Below are 16852 nucleotides of genomic sequence, written 5' to 3'. Positions count from 1 at the left end.
CGTGGAGGGGGACGCTCGATGACGGTCACGCAGGAGGCGCCGGCCCGGGAGATTCCCGTCGTGCGCGGCATTCCGGTGTTCGGCAGCGCCCTGGAGATGGGCAAGGACCCCGCGGCCTTCCTGGTGCGCGCCTACCGCGAGCACGGCCCGGTCTTCCGGATGAGGCTGCTCAACAAGACGTACACGGTCATCGCCGGCCCCGACGCGGCCAACTTCATGGGCTCCGGCGAGGGCCGCGACTGCCTGCGCTCCAAGGAGTTCTGGCAGGGCATGGTCGACGAGTACGGCGGCACGCGCACGCTGACCGGCGAGGACGGCGAGAGCCACAAGGAGCTGCGCGAGCTCATGCGGCGCGGCTACTCCCGCGACGCCATCAAGGGCCGGGTGCCCGAGCTCATCGAGATCACCGACCGGGTGCTGGAGCGCGACTGGAAGGCCGGCGCCACCGTGCCCGTCGTGCGGGGCATGCAGTATCTCGTCACCGAGCAGCTCGGCGAGATCCTCACCGGCAACGCGCCGCGCGAGTACGTGCCCGACATCCGCCTGCTCACGCTCTACGTGCTCAACGTGCTCGTCACCCGGCAGCGGCCCAGGATCCTGCTGAAGGACCCGCGGTACAAGAAGGCGAAGGCCCGCGTCTTCGAGCTCGGCGAGAGGATGGCCGCCGACCTCAGGGCCCGTGCCGGCCTGACGCCCGAGGAGGACCGGATCCTCGTCGAGGACATCATGGCCGCCCACCTGGAGCGGCCCGGCCTCGTCCCGGCCGAGGACCTGACGATGACGCTCACCGGGCCGTACGTGGCCGGCCTCGACACCGTCGCCAACACCACGGCGTCGTTCGTCTACGCCGTGCTCAAGCACCCCGAGGTGCTCGCGAGGATCCAGGCCGAGGCCGACGAGCTGTTCTCGGCAGGACCGGTCGGCGACGACGACGTGCGGCGGCTGCCGACCGTGCGCTACGCGCTGATGGAGACCATGCGGCTCTACCCGGTGGCCGTCACGCTCGTGCGCACCGCGGCCAGGGACTTCGAGTTCGCCGGGCACACCATCCGGGAGGGCGAGATGGTGTACGTCGGCACGAGCGTCCCGCACTTCATGGAGGAGTACTTCCCGCAGCCGCAGCAGTTCGACATCGGGCGTTACGAAAAGCCGCGCGCGGAGCACCTGCGGCCGGGGGCGTATTCGCCGTACGGCCGCGGCCCGCACACCTGCCTGGGCAAGAGCTTCGCCGACGCGCAGATGGCGCTGTCGATGGCCCGCCTGTTCCACCGGCTCGACCTGGAGCTCGAATCGCCGGACTACACGCTGCGGACCAGGACCGCACCCACCCCGGGCCCGGCGACGTCGTTCAAGGTCCGCGTGAAGGGCTACCGCAACTAGAGGGCGATCGTGGCCGGCACGCCGACGGGCCACTAGGTTGTTTGCCATGACGACCGCGGACGCGCCAGCACGGCTCGCCTACGCCAGCGCGGCCGGGCGGTGGGTGCTCACCGCCACGATCCTCGGGTCGGGCATCGCCTCGATCGACGCCACCGTCGTCGGCATCGCGCTGCCCGCGATCGGCCGCTCCTTCGACACGGGGCTGCAGGTGCTGCAGTGGGTCGTGACGGCGTACACGCTGACCCTGGCCGGGCTGCTGCTGCTCGCCGGCGCGCTCGGCGACCGGTACGGCCGGCGGCGGGTCTTCGCCGTCGGCGTGATCTGGTTCGCGGTCGCCTCGGTGCTGTGCGGCATCGCGCCGAACGCCGTCGTGCTCGTCGCGGCCCGGGCCCTGCAGGGCGTCGGCGCCGCGCTGCTCGCCCCCGGCAGCCTCGCGATCCTGCAGGCCTCGTTCCTCCCGGACGACCGGAGCAAGGCGATCGGCGCCTGGTCCGGCCTCGGCGGCGTGGCGACCGCGATCGGGCCGTTCGTCGGGGGCTGGCTCGTCGGGATCGGCGCGTCGTCGTGGCGGCTGATCTTCGCGATCAACGTGCCGATCGCGGTGCTGGTGGTGTACCTCACCTGGCGCCACGTCCCCGAGTCCCGAGACGAGGAGGCGAGCGGGCACGTCGACATGATCTCGGGCGCGCTGGTCACCGCCGGCCTGATCGGCGTGACGTACGGCCTCATCGAGGGCCAGGCGCTCGGCTGGGGCAGCCCCGCGGTGGCCGGCGCCCTCGCCGGCGGCGCGGCGCTCATCGCCGGGTTCCTGTGGCGCCAGGCCCGGCTGCGCCACCCGATGCTGCCGCTGGGGCTGTTCGCCTCGGCCCAGTTCAGCGCGACCAACGTGGTCACGTTCATCGTCTACGGCGCGCTCGGCGGCGCCCTGTTCCTGCTGCCGATCCAGCTGCAGCAGGTCGCCGGGTACTCCCCGCTGCAGGCCGGCGTGTCGCTGCTGCCGGTCACGATCGTCATGCTGCTGCTGTCGTCGCGCTCCGGGGCCCTCGCCGCCCGGATCGGTCCCCGGCTGCAGATGAGCGCCGGGCCCGTCGTCGCCGGCTGCGGGATGGCGCTGTTCGCCCGGATCACCGCGGGCGGGAGCTACCTCACCGAGGTGCTGCCCGCCGTGCTCGTGCTGGGTCTGGGCCTGGCGATCACGGTCGCGCCGCTCACCGCGACGGCGCTGTCCTCGGCGCCGGCCACCCACGCCGGGATGGCCTCCGCGGTGAACAACGACGTGGCCCGGGCCGCGGGCCTCATCGCCGTCGCCGTGCTGCCGGCCGCCGCGGGCATCACCAGCGCCGCCTACGACTCGCCGGGGCTGCTGTCCGCCGGCTTCCACCGCGCCGTGCTCATCTGCGCCGCGCTGTGCGTGCTGGCCGGGCTGCTCGCCGCGGCCACCGTCCGCAACCTCGGCGGCATCAGAGGCGTCAGAGGCGTCAGAGGCGCCACGGCCCTGCCGCCGGCGCGGGGCGCCGGCGGCGAGGTGCTGGAGGAGAAGCCCTGGCTGCACTGTGCGGTGGACGCTCCCCCGGCTACGCCGGCTGCAGTTGCGGCTCCGGCCGCGCGACCGCCGGCTGCTCCGGGGTCCTGATCCGGCGCAGCGCCACCAGGGCGATCGGGACGCCGGCCGCGACCAGCGCGGCCGCCACCACGAGCGAGAACTGGTAGCCGGCGAGGAAGCGGTGCAGCACCGGGCCGCTCGCCGCGTTCTGCCGGTTGGACAGGATCGCGCCGAGGATCGTGATGCCGAGCAGGCCGAACACCTCGCGGGAGACGTTGAGCATGCCGGCGGCGATGCCGGCGCGGGCCACCGGCAGGGCGCCCAGGACCACGTTGTTCAGCGGTACGAGCAGGCCGCCGCCGAGGCCGAACAGCAGGAACCAGGGCAGCAGGTCGGTGTACCCGGAGCCCTCGCCGACCGTGGCGAGCATGCCGACGGCGGCGGCCATCAGGGCCATGCCCGCCGCGACCGTGCGCCCGGCGCCGAAGCGCGACTCCAGCCGGGGCGCGAGCGTGGCCATGACCGCCATGACGAGCGCCATCGGCACGAACGCGGAACCGGCCTCGGTCGGGGAGAAGCCGAGCACGTTCTGCAGGAAGATCGCGGTGAAGAAGTAGATGCCGAAGACGCCGAACGCCCACAGGCCCATCGTGGCCAGGCCGCCGGTGAACACCCGCGTCCGGAAGAACGCCAGGTCGACCATCGGGTTGGCGGTGCGGGTCTCGATGAGCACGAACACGATCGCGGCAGCGGCCGCGAGGGCGAATGCGCCGAGGATGATGCCCGAGGTCCAGCCGCGCGACTCGCCCTCGATCAGCGCGTAGGTCAGCGCGAACAGCGCCAGGGAGCTGGTCAGCAGGCCGGGCAGGTCGAGGCTGCGGTTGCCGCTGCGCCGCCCGGCGGGCAGCGTGATCGCGCCGAGCACCGCCGTCGCGAGGCCGATCGGGGCGTTGATCAGGAAGATCCAGCCCCAGGAGACGTGCTGGCTGAGGTATCCGCCGGTGAGCGGCCCGATGGCCAGCGCGAGCGCGCCGACGCCGCCCCAGATGCCGACCGCGGCGCCGCGCTCCTTCGGGTCGGGGAACAGCTCGGTGAGCAGCGCCAGGGCCGTCGGGGTGAGCAGTGCGGCGCCGACGCCCTGCAGCGCCCGCGCCCCGATGAGCACCTCCTGGCTGCCGGCCAGGCCGGCGGCGACGGAGGCGGCGGTGAAGATGCCGAGGCCGGTGAAGAACGTGCCGCGCATGCCGAACACGTCCGCGAAGCGGCCGCCGGCCAGCAGCAGGCCGGCGAAGACCAGGATGTACGCGCTCGCGATCCATTCCAGGCCGGAGATGCTCAGCTGCAGGTCGCGCTGGATGGACGGCAGCGCCACGTTGACGACGTTGTTGTCCAGATAGGTCATGAAGGTGCCCAGGGCCACGGCGACCAGGGCCAGCCAGCGATTGCTCATCGGAAGTCCTCCTGTACGGTGTACCTGTACGTCGTACATGTACGTTGTAGAGGAGAACCCATACGATGTACAGTTGTCAAGTGCCGCCGAAGACCTCATCCGATCGCCTCACCCGGACCGCCGTGGCCGAGCGCGCCCTGCGCATCGGCGACGAGGAGGGGCTGGACGCGATCACCATCCGCCGCCTCGCGCAGGAGCTCGGCGTCACACCGATGGCGCTGTACTGGCACTTCAAGAACAAGGACGAACTGCTGCTCGGCCTCACCGACCACGTCATGGCGGAGGTGCGCGCCGACCGCAGCGCCGCCGACCCGTGGCCGGTCCAGCTGCGCGCGATGATCGCGGCCCTCGTGCGGGCGATGCGGGCGCACCCCTGCCTGCCCGACCTGCTGCACGCCGTGGACAAGAAGGGCGTGGAGAGCTTCACCCGCGCCACCGACGACGCGCTCGGGCTGCTCGAGCGGGCGGGGTTCAACCTGGAGGAGGGCTACTGGGTCGCCTCCTACCTGCTGCACGCGGCGATCGGGCTGGTCTCGGCGCAGCCGGGGTGCCCCACCGCGATGCCGCGGGAGCACGCCGACGAGTGGCTGCGCCAGCACCGCATCCACCTGCAGAGCCTGCCCGCGGAGCGGTACCCGCACATGGTGCGCCTCGCCGAGAGCTACCTGACCCACCCCGACCTGGACCGGTACTTCGACTTCGGCATCGACCTCGTCATGGGCGCCGTGGAGAGAATGGCCGTACTGAAAACGCCTCAGGCCGGCCCGGTAGCATCCTGAGCGTCCGGGTTTTCCCCATCTCAAGACGAAGGTGCGCGGCAGCATGCTCGACATCGAGTTGATTCGCAAGGACCGGGCCTCGGTGGAGGCCGCCCTGTCCAAGAGGCTCGACCCGGCCGAGGTGTCCCGCGCGCTGAGTGCGATCGCCGACCTCGACCGGCAGCGGCGCGAGCTGATCGGCGAGATCGACGCGGAGCGGGCCCGGCGCAAGGAGGAGGCCCGCGCGTTCGCCGCCGCGAAGGCGGCCGGCCAGGCCGTGGAGCCCGGCGCCCGGGACGCCAAGGCCGCCCTGCAGGAGCTGGAGGACCGGCTGGGCGAGGTGCAGCAGCGGCTCAACGACGCCATGAGCGAGCTGCCCAACCTGCCCAGCGACGACGTCGTGGCCGGCGGCAAGGAGGCCAACCAGGTCGTCAAGGTCTTCGGCGAGGCCCCGAAGATCGATAACGTGCGCGACCACGTCCAGCTCGCCAACGAGCTCGGCCTGGTCGACTTCGACCGCGGCGTGAAGCTCGGCGGCTCCGGCTTCTGGATCTACACCGGCTGGGGCGCGCGGCTGGAGTGGGCGCTGGTCAACTGGTTCATCGACCGGCACTTCGCGGCCGGCTACCAGTTCATGCTCCCGCCGCACCTGCTGCTCGACTCGGCCGGCTACGCGGCCGGGCAGTTCCCGAAGTTCTACGACGACGTGTTCCACATCGCCACCGACGAGGACGAGCGGGGCCGGTTCCTGCTGCCCACCTCCGAGACGGCGATCCTCGGGGCCTACCAGAACGAGATCTTCGACCCGGCCGACCTGCCGCACAAGGCGTACGCGTACACCCCGTGCTACCGCAGCGAGAAGGCCGGCTCGCACTCCGACGAGCGCGGCACCGTGCGCGGCCACCAGTTCAACAAGGTGGAGATCTTCCAGTTCACCACCCAGGAGGACGGCGAGAAGACCCTCGAGGAGATGGTCGACTACGCCGAGGGCCTCGTCGACGCGCTCGGCCTGCACTTCCGCCGCTCGCTGCTGGCCGCCGGCGACGCCAGCGCCTCGATGCGCAAGACCATCGACATCGAGGTGTGGATGCCCAGCACCGGCAAGTACAAGGAGGTCTCCTCGGTCTCCTGGGCCGGGGACTACCAGGCCCGCCGGGCCGGCATCCGCTACCGCGTGCCCGGCTCGAAGAACAACCGGTTCGTGCACACGCTCAACGGCTCGGCCCTGGCGACCAGCCGCATCTTCCCCGCGATCCTCGAGCAGTTCCAGCAGCCCGACGGCTCGGTGCTGGTCCCGGAGGTGCTCCGCGAGAAGGTCGGCACCGATCGCATCACCAAGCCCGCCAAGCGCAAGCCGTAACACCGCCGGCACGCACGGCCCGGATGCCGCCCCGACGGGTGCGGCATCCGGGCCGGTGCTGCGCCTCACGTCGAAGCCGCGACCGAGGTCGGCTATGGTGTACGCGAACGAAGGGGAGTAGTCCTCAACTGCCCGGTCGACATACTGGCGCCGCACCTCGGCGCCCGGCCGCGCGGCCGCTGCGTTCGCGCAGCGGCGGACGAGACCTTCGGCTCAGTTGTCCGGCGTTTTCACAAGCTGGACGGCCGGGTCGAGGTCGTATGCCCCCGCCTCCCGGTCGTCCCGGGAAAGGTTCCTCTTGAGCGAGTTCCTCGCCGCGCTGGCCATCAGCTTCGGCGTCATCTTCGTGGCCGAGCTCGGCGACAAGTCCCAGCTGATGGCGCTCACGTTCGCCACCCGCTTCCGCACCGTCCCGGTGCTCGTCGGCATCACGATCGCCACCGCCGTCGTGCACCTGGTCTCCGTCGCCGTCGGCTACGGCCTGGGCGCCACCCTGCCGACCGCCTGGATCTCCCTGGTCGCGGCGCTGGCGTTCTTCGGCTTCGGCGCCTGGACCCTGCGCGGCGACACCCTGACCGACGACGAGCGCAGCAAGGCCGAGCGCACCACCCGCTCCGCGATCGTCGCCGTGGGCGTCTCGTTCTTCCTGGCCGAGCTCGGCGACAAGACCATGCTGGCCACGATCACGCTGGCCACGCAGCACGGCTGGCTGGGCACGTGGATCGGCTCGACGGTGGGCATGGTCGCCGCGGACGCCCTGGCCATCGTCGTGGGCCGCCAGCTAGGCCGGCACCTGCCGGAGCGCGCCATCAAGTACGGCGCCGCCGCGCTGTTCGCCGTCTTCGGCGTGTGGCTGCTGGTCGAGTCCCTGCGCGAGCTGCTCTGATCGCCCGGGTCACGCGCAGTTGGAGCACGTGCCGAAGATCTCCAGAGTGTGGCTGACGTCACGGAAGCCGTGCTCCTCGCCGATGCGGTCGGCCCAGCGCTCCACCGCTGGGCCGAGCACCTCCACGGTGCGGCCGCAGCCGCGGCAGACGAGGTGGTGATGGTGGCGGTCGCTGCAGCGGCGGTAGCGGGTGTCGCTGCCCGGGACCTGCATCACGTCGATCTCGTTGGTCTCGGCGAGCAGCTGCAGGGTGCGGTACACGGTCGTCAGGCCCACGTTGGCGCCGCGCTCGCGGAGCATGACGTGCAGCTCCTGTGCGCTGTAGAAGCCGTCGACGTCGCCGAGCAGCGTCATGACGGCGTCGCGCTGCCGCGTGTTGCGGCGCACCGGGTGCGCGTCGAGTTCGTGGGCCGGCTCGTTCACCCAAAAAGCTTAGCGTAACCTTAGTCGTTGCACCCCTTCACTCCTGCGCCCGGCACGACGACCTTGCGCAGGTAAGGGGTGCTATCTCGTTCGCAGCTGGCAACACGCGCCGCGTAGGCTGTGGGGCCGAAACCGATCACCTGTACGTGAAAGTTCACGTTTTGGGGGGAACACGTGGCCCAACAGCAAGCTGCCGCCCCGGGAGGCGGAGGCGCGGCGCCGGCGAAGCTCGACGCCCAGGTACTCAAGATCGCGGGGGTGATCGTCCTCGGCGCGATCATGTCGATCCTCGACGTTACCGTCGTCAGCGTCGCGCTGCCAACGTTCATGCGGGAGTTCGACGCGTCGTACGCCCGGGTGGCGTGGACGATGACCGGCTACACGCTCGCCCTGGCGACGGTGATCCCGCTGTCCGGCTGGGCCGCGGACCGGTTCGGCACCAAGCGCCTGTACATGCTGGCGCTGTTCCTCTTCACCGCCGGCTCCGGGCTGTGCGCCACCGCCGGCTCGATCAGCGAGCTGATCGGCTACCGCGTGCTGCAGGGCCTCGGCGGCGGCATGCTGATGCCGCTGGGCATGACGATCATGACCCGCGCGGCCGGCCCGGAGCGCATCGGCCGGCTCATGGCCGTGCTGGGCATCCCGATGCTGCTCGGCCCGATCGGCGGCCCGATCCTCGGCGGCTGGCTCATCGACGTGGCCAACTGGCACTGGATCTTCCTGATCAACCTGCCGATCGGCGCGATCGCGCTGGTCTACGCCGCGTTCGCGCTGCCCAAGGACCACACCGAGCCGTCGGAGTCGTTCGACTTCCTCGGCATGCTGATGCTCTCGCCGGGTCTAGCGTCGTTCCTGTACGGCGTGTCCTCGCTGCCCGAGGCGGGCACGATCGCGAAGACCAAGGTATGGGTGCCGATGCTGATCGGCGCGCTGCTGCTGATCGGGTTCGTCTTCTACTCGTTCAAGCCGAAGCACCCGCTGCTGGACCTGCGGCTGTTCCGCAACCGCCGGCTGACGGTCGCGACGATCTCGCTGTTCGTGTTCGTGATCGCGTTCATGGGCGCCGGCCTGCTCTTCCCGAGCTACTTCCTGCAGGTGCGGGGCGAGTCGACGCTCCACGCCGGCCTGCTGATGGCCCCGCAGGGCATCGGCGCGATGCTCACCATGCCGATCGCCGGCATGCTGGCGGACAAGATCCCGGTGGGCCGCACGGTGCCGTTCGCGATGGCGCTCATCGCGGCCGGCTTCTTCACGTTCACACAGGTCGGCGCGGACACGTCCTACCTGGTGCTGTGCGGCTCGCTGTTCGTGATGGGCCTGGGCATGGGCGGCACCATGATGCCGATCATGACCTCGGCGCTGCGGACGCTGAGCAACCACGACGTGGCCCGGGGCTCGACGCTGGTGAACATCCTCCAGCAGATCGGCGGCTCCATCGGCGGCGCGGTCATGTCGGTCATCCTGACCAGCCACCTCAACGACTCGGCGAAGATCCCCGGCATGTTCGACCCGAAGACCCACGCGCCGATCACCGAGGCGGGCCTCGCGATCGCCTCGCACGACCCGCAGGCAAGGGCGCAGATCCTCCAGATGCCGGGAGCCGAGGAGCTCATCCGGCGCGGGTTGAGCTTCGTCGCGGACTCGTTCGCCGCGACGTACTGGGTCGGCTTCATCCTGGTGCTGGCGACGTTCATCCCGATCGCCTTCCTGCCGCGCAAGAAGGCGGTCTCGCACCTCAAGGACGACGAGGCCGCCGGAGCCCCGGCGCCGGTCGTCATCCACTGACGGGCCGTCGCGGACGCCGCCCCGCCGCCGGGTCACCGGCCGCGGGGCGGTTTCGTGTCAGGGCAGGCGTTTGGCGAAGTACACGCGGTGGAAGCCGTCGACGGTGCCGCGGTGGGTCTGCGTGTAGCCGCGGCGCGGGTAGTACGCCAGGTTCTCGTGCATCGCCGCGTTGGTGTACAGCCGGATCTCCGGCAGCCCGAGCGAGCGGGCGTGGGCCTCGGCGAAGGCCAGCAGGGCCGCGCCGATGCCCCGGCCCTGCGCGAGCGGGGCGACGGCCACGGTGTCGAGCAGCAGATGGTCGGCGAACGGGATCAGCACCAGCACGCCCAGCAGCCCCTCCCGATCGGCCGTGCGGGTCACCCACACCCGGCCCCGGTCGATCAGCGCGGCGTAGTCGGCGGTCATCGGGGCAGGTTCGCGGCCGATGCGCGGGACGTAGACCGTGTAGGCCTCCGCGACCAGCCGCCGGACCGCCGCCAGGTCGGCGGGGGTCGCCGCGACGGTGGTGGTGGTGGTGAACGATTCGTGTGCCATGTCAGCCCCGGCCGGCGAGCGCGGGCGGCTTGACCGGCGTGGGCGGCTCGTGTCCGCCGCGGCGCAGGACGGCGTAGGCGAGCAGCCCGAGCGGGATGATCATCCAGCAGGACAGCAGCCGGTACACCAGCATCGCGGCCGCCGCCGCGCCGTGCCCGGCGCCGGCGGAGACGAGGCCGGCCAGCAGCGCGACCTCGACGACGCCGATGCCGCCGGGGCTGAGCGGCACCTGCCGGACGAGCTGCACCGTGAGGTACACCGTGGCCAGGCGCACCAGGCTCACGTCGATGTCGAACGCCGCGGCGGTCGCGGCGAGGCACGCGAGGTCGAGGCCCCAGTTCACGGTGGCGTGCACGAGCGAGAGCACCCACGAGCGGCGCGGCAGCCGGCGCAGGTCGAACAGGGTACGCCGCAGCGCCGCCACCGAGCGGGCGTACCAGCCCCCGGCCGCCGGCTCCGGCTCCTCGCCGTCGGCATCGGGCCCCGCCGGGCCGCCCCGGCGGGTCAGGAGGTAGTCGAGGGCGAAGACCACGGCGCCGGTCACCAGCAGCGCGACGACCAGCACGAAGGTGTCGGTCTGGCCGGTCACCCCGCCGCGCGGGATGAGCACCACCGCGCCGTACATCAGCACGAGCGCCACCCCGGACAGCACGCCGGAGAGCACGGCGACCGCGCCGGCGGTGCGGCGGCTGGCGCCCGCGGTGCGGAACTGCCGGAACGCGAAGCCGGCCGACACCGCGGAGCCGGCCGGCAGGCTGAACGAGATGGCCGAGCGCGTGAACGTGACGGCGACGGCGCGCGGCACCGACATGCGCACCCCGAAGCCGGCCAGCAGGCGCCGCTGCTGCAGGGCGAAATGCCGCAGGGAGGTCATCTCCGCCGCGGCGGCGAGCACGATCCACCACGGGTGGGCGGACGCCAGCGTGGCGAACGTCTGGCCGAGGTCGGGCAGGTTGTCCCGGAGCGTGACCGCGGCGACGGTGAGCACCACGAGCAGCCCGGCGACCCGCAGCACCGTCCTCCGTCGCGTGGTCACGAGATCAGGTTCCCATCCGCCGGTCGCGAATCGGCCCCTTCCTCAGGACGTTCTCAGTTGCGCTCGTCACCCGCGGGGCATGGCAGGCTGAACGGCATGAAGCGGCTGTCGAAGGTTGATCTCAGCGCGACGTTGCCCCCGGATGTGGCGCTGGCCAGGCTCACGGCGGCGCAGGAGCGGCTGCTGCGGCTGCGGCTGACCCTGGGCGGCCAGATCGGCGACCACACGATCGGCCCGCCGTTGTGCGTGGTGTTCGAGGGGTGGGACGCGTCGGGCAAGGGCGGCTCGATCAAGCGCCTGGTCGACCACCTCGACCCGCGACACGTGCGGGTGGCGCAGTTCGCGGCGCCGACCTTCGACGAGAAGCGGCACCACTTCCTCTGGCGGTTCTGGCCGGTCCTGCCCGGCTGGGGCGGGATGACGGTGCTGGACCGGTCGTGGTACGGCCGGGTCCTGGTCGAGCGGGTCGAGGGCTTCGCCACCGAAGCGCAGTGGACCCGGGCGTACGACGAGATCGTCGAGTTCGAGCGCACGCTCACCGCCGAGGGCATGATCCTGGTCAAGTTCTGGCTGCACATCTCCTCGAAGGAGCAGCTGCGCCGGTTCAACAGCCGTGCCAACGACCCGCTGCGCGCGTGGAAGCTCACCGCCGAGGACTGGCGCAACCGCAAGAAGCGGCCGGAGTACAAGGCGGCGGTCGAGGACATGCTGCGGCGCACCGACCACCCGGCCGCGCCGTGGCATGTGATCGCCGCCGATGACAAGCCGACCGCGCGCGTCGGCGTCGTCGAGACGGTCTGCCACGAGGTCGAACGGGCGCTCGGCCTGCACGGCTGACGGTTTGGGAACCCCCGAAACGGGTGAAGATGCGGACATGGACGACATCACCGCGCTCATCCCCGACGACCACGCCGCCTTCCGGCGCGGCTTCGCCCGCTTCGGTGACAAGGACCTGAAACGGTACATCCAAGAGAACAGTTGACTACATCCAAGAGAACAGTTGAGTGTCCAGGGCATGATGTCCCGGTGAAGCGAGAGCGGATCCCGGACTGGTTCGCCGTCGGCCTGACGGTGGTGGCGGCCCTGTGCGCCGTCGCCGCGGTGAGTGCGGCGCTCGGCTCGAGGGTTCACCCCGTGCGGGCGAGCATCGACGCGCTGCTGGTTCCGGCACCACCGAACGTGGGCTACGCCGCGTTTCTCATCACGCTCGCGGCCGGCGTGCGCAACCGCAAGCGGATCACCTTCTGGCTGCTCGCGGTCATCCTCACGATGCAGGGCCTGTACGACGTGTTCGTGCTCTCCGACGTCGGCGAGCGCGGCGAGGAGGCGCACGAGATACGCCTGCCGTGGCATGGGGTGGCCGCGGCCTCGACCAACCTGGTCGTGACGGCGGCGCTGGTGGGCCTGCTGTGGCTGGCCCGGGGCGAGTTCCGGGCCCGGGTCCAGCGGGCCAGCCTGCCCAAGGCGCTGATCACCCTGGGCGTGCTGCTGGTCGCGTTCACCCTCGTCGGGTGGGGGCTGCTCGAGCTGTTCCCGGGCTCGCTCGGGCCGGGGATCGCGCGGCTAGGGTACAGCGGCCGGATCGTGCTCGGCGGGGCGTTCGGCTTCGACGTGGGCCGGCACGGGCGGGCCCCTGGCTGGGTCAACCTCGTGCTCGGCACGTTCGGCGCGATCGCGCTGTTCTCGGCTCTCTTCGCGCTGCTGCGCTCGCAGCGGATGATCGCCTCGCTGGACACCGACGAGGAGCGCGCGGTGCGCCGGCTGTTGGCCGCGCACGGCGAGCGCGACTCCCTCGGCTACTTCGCCACCCGCCGCGACAAGGAGGTCATCCTGTCGCCGTCGGGCCGGGCGGCGGTGACCTACCGCGTGGTCTTCGGGGTGTCCCTGGCCAGCGGCGACCCGCTCGGCGACCCCGACGCCTGGCCGCCGGCGATCGAGGCGTGGCTGCGGGAGGCGCGGGAGTACGCCTGGACGCCGGCCGTGATGGGCGCCGGCGAGGAGGGCGCCACCGCCTACGCGCGGGCCGGCCTGCGGGTCATCGAGCTCGGCGACGAGGCGATCCTGTACGTGCGGGACTTCGACCTCGAGTCGCCCCGGCTGCGGCAGGTGCGCCAGGCGGTGCACCGGGTCGAGCGGGCCGGGTACACGGTGCGCATCCGGCGGCACTCCGAGATCAGCCCGGACGAGATGGGGAGGATCATCGAGCTCGCGGCGCGCTGGCGGGACACCGAGACCGAGCGCGGCTTCTCGATGGCCCTTGGCCGCCTCGGCGACCCCAACGACGGCCGCTGCGTGCTGGTGGAGGCGCACGACCCCGACGGGCGGGCGGTGGCGCTGCTGTCGTTCACCCCGTGGGGCACCGGCGGGCTGTCGCTGGACCTGATGCGCCGCGACCGGCAGTCGGACAACGGGCTGATCGAGTTCATGGTGGCGACGCTGATGCTCCAGGCGTCGCGCATCGGCGTGCACCGGGTGTCGCTGAACTTCGCCGTGTTCCGGGCCGTGTTCGAGGAGGGCGCCCGGATCGGGGCCGGCCCGGTGCTGCGGCTGTGGCGGGCGCTGCTGCTGCTCGCCTCGCGCTGGTTCCAGCTGGAGTCGCTGTACCGGTCGAACGTGAAGTACAACCCGCAGTGGCTGCCCCGCTTCCTGTGCTTCGAGGACGTCCGGGACCTGCCCAAGGTCGGGCTCGCCTCCGGCCTCGCCGAGGGTTTCGTGGTCGTACCGCGGCTGCGCACCCTGCTGCGGCGGGGCTCGACGGCGCCGTTCACCGCGGACCGCCGCGAGCTGATCATCACCGGCGAGGAGGCGCCCGCGCCCGCCGCCGTGACCGCCGGGCGGCCCGAGCAGGTCCGCATCCGGATGGCGAAGCTCGACGCGCTGCGCGCCGCCGGCGTGGAGCCCTACCCGCCCGGCTTCGGCCGCACGCACAGCCTGGCGGAGGTCCGCGCGGCGCACGCCGGCCTGGCCCCGGACCGCCGCACCGGCGAGCGGGTGGCGGTGGCCGGCCGGGTGATCCGCCTGCGCGACCACGGGTCGCTGTGCTTCGCGACGCTGCGGGACTGGAGCGGCGACCTGCAGGTGCTGCTGGTGGACCGGCCGGAGTTCGCCGCCACCGTCGACCTCGGCGACCACGTCGGGGTCACCGGCGAGGTCGGCACGTCCAAGCGCGGCGAGCTGTCGGTGTTCGCCGAGCGCTGGGAGCTGACCGCGAAGTGCCTGCGCCCGCTGCCCGACAAGCACCGCGGGATCCACGACCCCGAGTCGCTCGTGCGGCAGCGCCACGTCGACCTCATCGTCAACCAGCCGGCCCGTGACATGATCCGCACCCGCTCGGCGATCACGTTCGCGCTGCGCCACGCGCTGCACTCGCGCGGCTTCGTCGAGGCGGAGACGCCGGTGCTGCAGCCGGTGCACGGCGGCGCCAACGCCCGGCCCTTCATGACCCACAGCAACGCCTACGACATGCGCCTCTACCTGCGCATCGCGCCCGAGCTGTACCTCAAGCGCCTCGCCGTCGGCGGGGTCGAGCGGGTCTTCGAGATCGGGCGCAACTTCCGCAACGAGGGCGTGGACGCCACCCACAACCCCGAGTTCACGATGCTGGAGGCCTACGAGGCGTACGGCGACTACACCACCATGCGCGCGCTGGCGCGGAACCTGGTCCTGGCCGCCGCGGGCGACGAGCCGGTCCTGCGCCGCGGCGACGTCGTGGTCGACCTGCGCGAGGAGTGGCCGGTAGTGCCGGTCTACGCGGCCGTCTCCGGCGCGGCGGGCACCGAGGTGTCGCCGGGCTCGACGGTGCAGGAGCTGCGCGAACTCGCCGACAAGCTGCACGTCGCCTGGCAGGACGTGTGGACGCACGGCCAGCTGGTGCTGGAGCTGTACGAGCACCTGGTCGAGGCGGCCACGGTGCGCCCGACGTTCTACACCGACTTCCCGGTCGACGTTTCGCCGCTGACCCGCCAGCACCGCGACGACCCGCGGCTGGCGGAGCGCTGGGACCTCGTCGCATTCGGCATGGAGCTCGGCACGGCGTACACGGAGTTGGTCGACCCGGTCGAGCTGAGGGCCCGGCTGACCGCGCAATCGCTGCGGGCCGCGGCCGGCGACCCGGAGGCGATGGAGCTCGACGAGGACTTCCTCGACGCGTTCGAGTTCGCGATGCCGCCCAGCGGCGGGCTGGGGCTGGGCGTGGACCGGCTCGTCATGCTGCTGACCGGCCGGTCGATCCGCGAGACGCTGGCGTTCCCGCTGGTAAAGCCGGGCCGGCGGAAGGACGGCCGGTAGGTGACGGTGGTGGGTGCGGCGTAGCATCGGACGGCGAGAGTGGAATCAATCCAAGATAACGAAAAGGCCCGCCATATGTTTGCATTCGCGGCCGATGGAAAACGTTCCGCCGATGGCCGATGAAAGCCCCACCCTGGACCTCCTCGAGCGGCTCGCCGCCGCACCCGACCGGATGACGTTCGACGCCCTGCTCCGGCAGGTCGGGCTGCCGGCGGGGGTGCTGCGCGGCCGGCTCGAGCGTCTCATCGCCCGCGGCTGGGTGGAGGCGGACGCCGACGGCATGTCGTTCGCCATCGGGGTCGGCGCGCTGCGCCCCGGCAGCGCTTATCTGTGCGGCGACCGGGCCGCGCGGCTGGCCGGCCCGATCCTGTCCCGGCTGCGCGACCAGCTCGACGAGTCGGTGCGCCTGGTGCGCCTCGACGGCAGCTCCATCGTCTGCCTCGCCAGCCGGGAGTCGTCGCGCGAGCACGGCGGCCCGATGATCGGGCGGCGCTTTCCCGCGCTGTCGGCGGCCAGCGGCCGGGCCATCCTGGCCGGGAGGCCGCGCGCCCAGGTCGACGCGATGCTCGACGAGGGCGTCGAGGCGCACACCATCGACTCCGCGATCGACCGGGCCGAGATCCACGCGGCGCTGGCCGACTGCCGGGCCCGCGGCTGGGCGTACGAGCGGGGCGAGCTGGTGCCCGGGGTCGGCTGCGTGGCCGCGGCCGTGCCGGGCGCGGACGGGCCGGTGACCGACGCGATCAGCTGCGGCATGCCGCTGCCGCGGCTCACCCACGACCACGCCGAGGACGTGGCCGAGTACGTGCTGCGCGCGACGCGTGAGCTCGCGGACGCCCTGGCCGGCTGAACCGCGCGCGTTGCACACGACCGGCTTGCACATGACTGGCGAGGGTTGTAGATCACTTCCTCGGTACCATGGGTCATGGACGTCGAGCGCATCGACCTGCCCGGTATCGGCACGAGCCATGTGGTCACCACGGCCCGCGGCCGGCGCATCGGCATCGTCTCGCACCGCAGCGGGCGCCGGGACCTCGTCGTCTACGACAGGGACGACCCCGACACCAGCGTGGCGTCGGTGGCCCTGTCCGCCGACGAGGCCAACACGATCGCCGAGTACCTCGGCACCGCGCGCATCGTCGAGCACCTCGCGCAGATGCAGCGCCAGGTCGCCGGCCTCGTCACCGAGCAGCTGGTGATCGCGCCCGGCTCGCCCTACGACGGCCGCACGCTGGGCGACACCCGGGCGCGCACGCGCACCGGCGCCTCGATCGTGGCGCTGGTGCGGGGTAGCGAGGTGATCGCCAGCCCCCGGCCGGACTTCGGGCTGCGGGCGGGGGACCTCATCGTGGTGGTGGGCACGGCGGCCGGGGCCGAGGGCGTCGCGACGCTGCTCACCGACGGATAGGC

14 protein-coding genes are annotated in these 16852 nt (G+C 72.1%); 10 read left to right on the top strand and 4 right to left on the bottom strand.

Annotation, left to right across the window (positions count from 1 at the left end):
- Positions 1–18 precede the first annotated feature (18 nt).
- Together ACGFI8_RS28595 and ACGFI8_RS28590 are read left to right on the top strand one after the other, a co-directional pair.
- Positions 19–1380 carry a cytochrome P450 gene (locus ACGFI8_RS28595; protein WP_392809514.1) on the top strand — a complete coding sequence of 454 codons (1362 nt, stop codon included), beginning with the start codon at positions 19–21 and terminating at the stop codon, positions 1378–1380.
- Between the two features lie 46 nt (positions 1381–1426).
- Complete coding sequence (locus tag ACGFI8_RS28590) at positions 1427–3013, top strand: DHA2 family efflux MFS transporter permease subunit (protein ID WP_392809511.1); 1587 nt, start codon at positions 1427–1429, stop codon at positions 3011–3013.
- Here ACGFI8_RS28590 and ACGFI8_RS28585 read toward each other — a convergent pair.
- Positions 2955–4373, bottom strand: coding sequence for a DHA2 family efflux MFS transporter permease subunit (locus ACGFI8_RS28585; RefSeq protein ID WP_392809509.1), 1419 nt, complete (start codon positions 4371–4373; stop codon positions 2955–2957). The two genes, ACGFI8_RS28590 and ACGFI8_RS28585, sit on opposite strands and share 59 nt — an antisense overlap.
- A gap of 80 nt (positions 4374–4453) precedes the next feature.
- Here ACGFI8_RS28585 and ACGFI8_RS28580 point away from each other — a divergent pair, with 80 nt between their 5' ends.
- The 3 genes from ACGFI8_RS28580 (at position 4454) to ACGFI8_RS28570 (ending at position 7377) form a co-directional block, all read left to right on the top strand.
- Positions 4454–5152: a TetR/AcrR family transcriptional regulator gene (locus ACGFI8_RS28580; protein WP_392809507.1), complete on the top strand. Its 699-nt coding sequence runs from the start codon at positions 4454–4456 to the stop codon at positions 5150–5152.
- Positions 5153–5195: 43 nt separating this feature from the next.
- The gene (gene serS / locus ACGFI8_RS28575; RefSeq protein WP_392809506.1) at positions 5196–6491 is read left to right on the top strand and encodes a serine--tRNA ligase; all 1296 of its coding nucleotides are present in this window, start codon (positions 5196–5198) and stop codon (positions 6489–6491) included.
- A 298-nt stretch (positions 6492–6789) separates the two neighbouring features.
- Positions 6790–7377, top strand: coding sequence for a TMEM165/GDT1 family protein (locus tag ACGFI8_RS28570; RefSeq protein ID WP_392809504.1), 588 nt, complete (start codon positions 6790–6792; stop codon positions 7375–7377).
- A gap of 9 nt (positions 7378–7386) precedes the next feature.
- Here ACGFI8_RS28570 and ACGFI8_RS28565 read toward each other — a convergent pair whose 3' ends face one another.
- Positions 7387–7800, bottom strand: a complete 414-nt coding sequence (locus ACGFI8_RS28565; protein WP_392809501.1) for a Fur family transcriptional regulator — start codon at positions 7798–7800, stop codon at positions 7387–7389.
- Positions 7801–7974: 174 nt separating this feature from the next.
- Between ACGFI8_RS28565 and ACGFI8_RS28560 the strand changes: the two genes are divergently transcribed.
- Positions 7975–9585, top strand: coding sequence for a DHA2 family efflux MFS transporter permease subunit (locus ACGFI8_RS28560; RefSeq protein ID WP_392809499.1), 1611 nt, complete (start codon positions 7975–7977; stop codon positions 9583–9585).
- A 57-nt stretch (positions 9586–9642) separates the two neighbouring features.
- Here ACGFI8_RS28560 and ACGFI8_RS28555 read toward each other — a convergent pair whose 3' ends face one another.
- Together ACGFI8_RS28555 and ACGFI8_RS28550 are read right to left on the bottom strand one after the other, a co-directional pair.
- The gene (locus tag ACGFI8_RS28555) at positions 9643–10119 is read right to left on the bottom strand and encodes a GNAT family N-acetyltransferase (RefSeq protein WP_392809498.1); all 477 of its coding nucleotides are present in this window, start codon (positions 10117–10119) and stop codon (positions 9643–9645) included.
- A gap of 1 nt (position 10120) precedes the next feature.
- On the bottom strand, positions 10121–11155 hold the full coding sequence (locus ACGFI8_RS28550; RefSeq protein ID WP_392809497.1) for a YbhN family protein: 1035 nt from the start codon (positions 11153–11155) through the stop codon (positions 10121–10123).
- Between the two features lie 96 nt (positions 11156–11251).
- Here ACGFI8_RS28550 and ACGFI8_RS28545 point away from each other — a divergent pair, with 96 nt between their 5' ends.
- The 4 genes from ACGFI8_RS28545 to ACGFI8_RS28530 all read left to right on the top strand — a co-directional run bounded on the left by ACGFI8_RS28545 (position 11252) and on the right by ACGFI8_RS28530 (position 16850).
- Positions 11252–11992 (top strand): polyphosphate kinase 2 family protein, encoded by a 741-nt coding sequence (locus ACGFI8_RS28545; protein WP_392809496.1) that lies wholly within the window; start codon positions 11252–11254, stop codon positions 11990–11992.
- Positions 11993–12181: 189 nt separating this feature from the next.
- Positions 12182–15442, top strand: coding sequence for a bifunctional lysylphosphatidylglycerol synthetase/lysine--tRNA ligase LysX (gene lysX, locus ACGFI8_RS28540; RefSeq protein WP_392809495.1), 3261 nt, complete (start codon positions 12182–12184; stop codon positions 15440–15442).
- Between the two features lie 112 nt (positions 15443–15554).
- Positions 15555–16292 carry an IclR family transcriptional regulator gene (locus tag ACGFI8_RS28535; RefSeq protein WP_392809493.1) on the top strand — a complete coding sequence of 246 codons (738 nt, stop codon included), beginning with the start codon at positions 15555–15557 and terminating at the stop codon, positions 16290–16292.
- A gap of 75 nt (positions 16293–16367) precedes the next feature.
- Positions 16368–16850 carry a cation:proton antiporter regulatory subunit gene (locus tag ACGFI8_RS28530; RefSeq protein WP_392809491.1) on the top strand — a complete coding sequence of 161 codons (483 nt, stop codon included), beginning with the start codon at positions 16368–16370 and terminating at the stop codon, positions 16848–16850.
- Positions 16851–16852: the final 2 nt, after the last annotated feature.

Source organism: Dactylosporangium sp. NPDC048998 (assembly GCF_043197855.1).
Classification (GTDB): domain Bacteria; phylum Actinomycetota; class Actinomycetes; order Mycobacteriales; family Micromonosporaceae; genus Dactylosporangium.
Note: the sequence above shows the minus strand (reverse complement) of the source record. Positions and strands in the feature narration are given on the sequence as shown.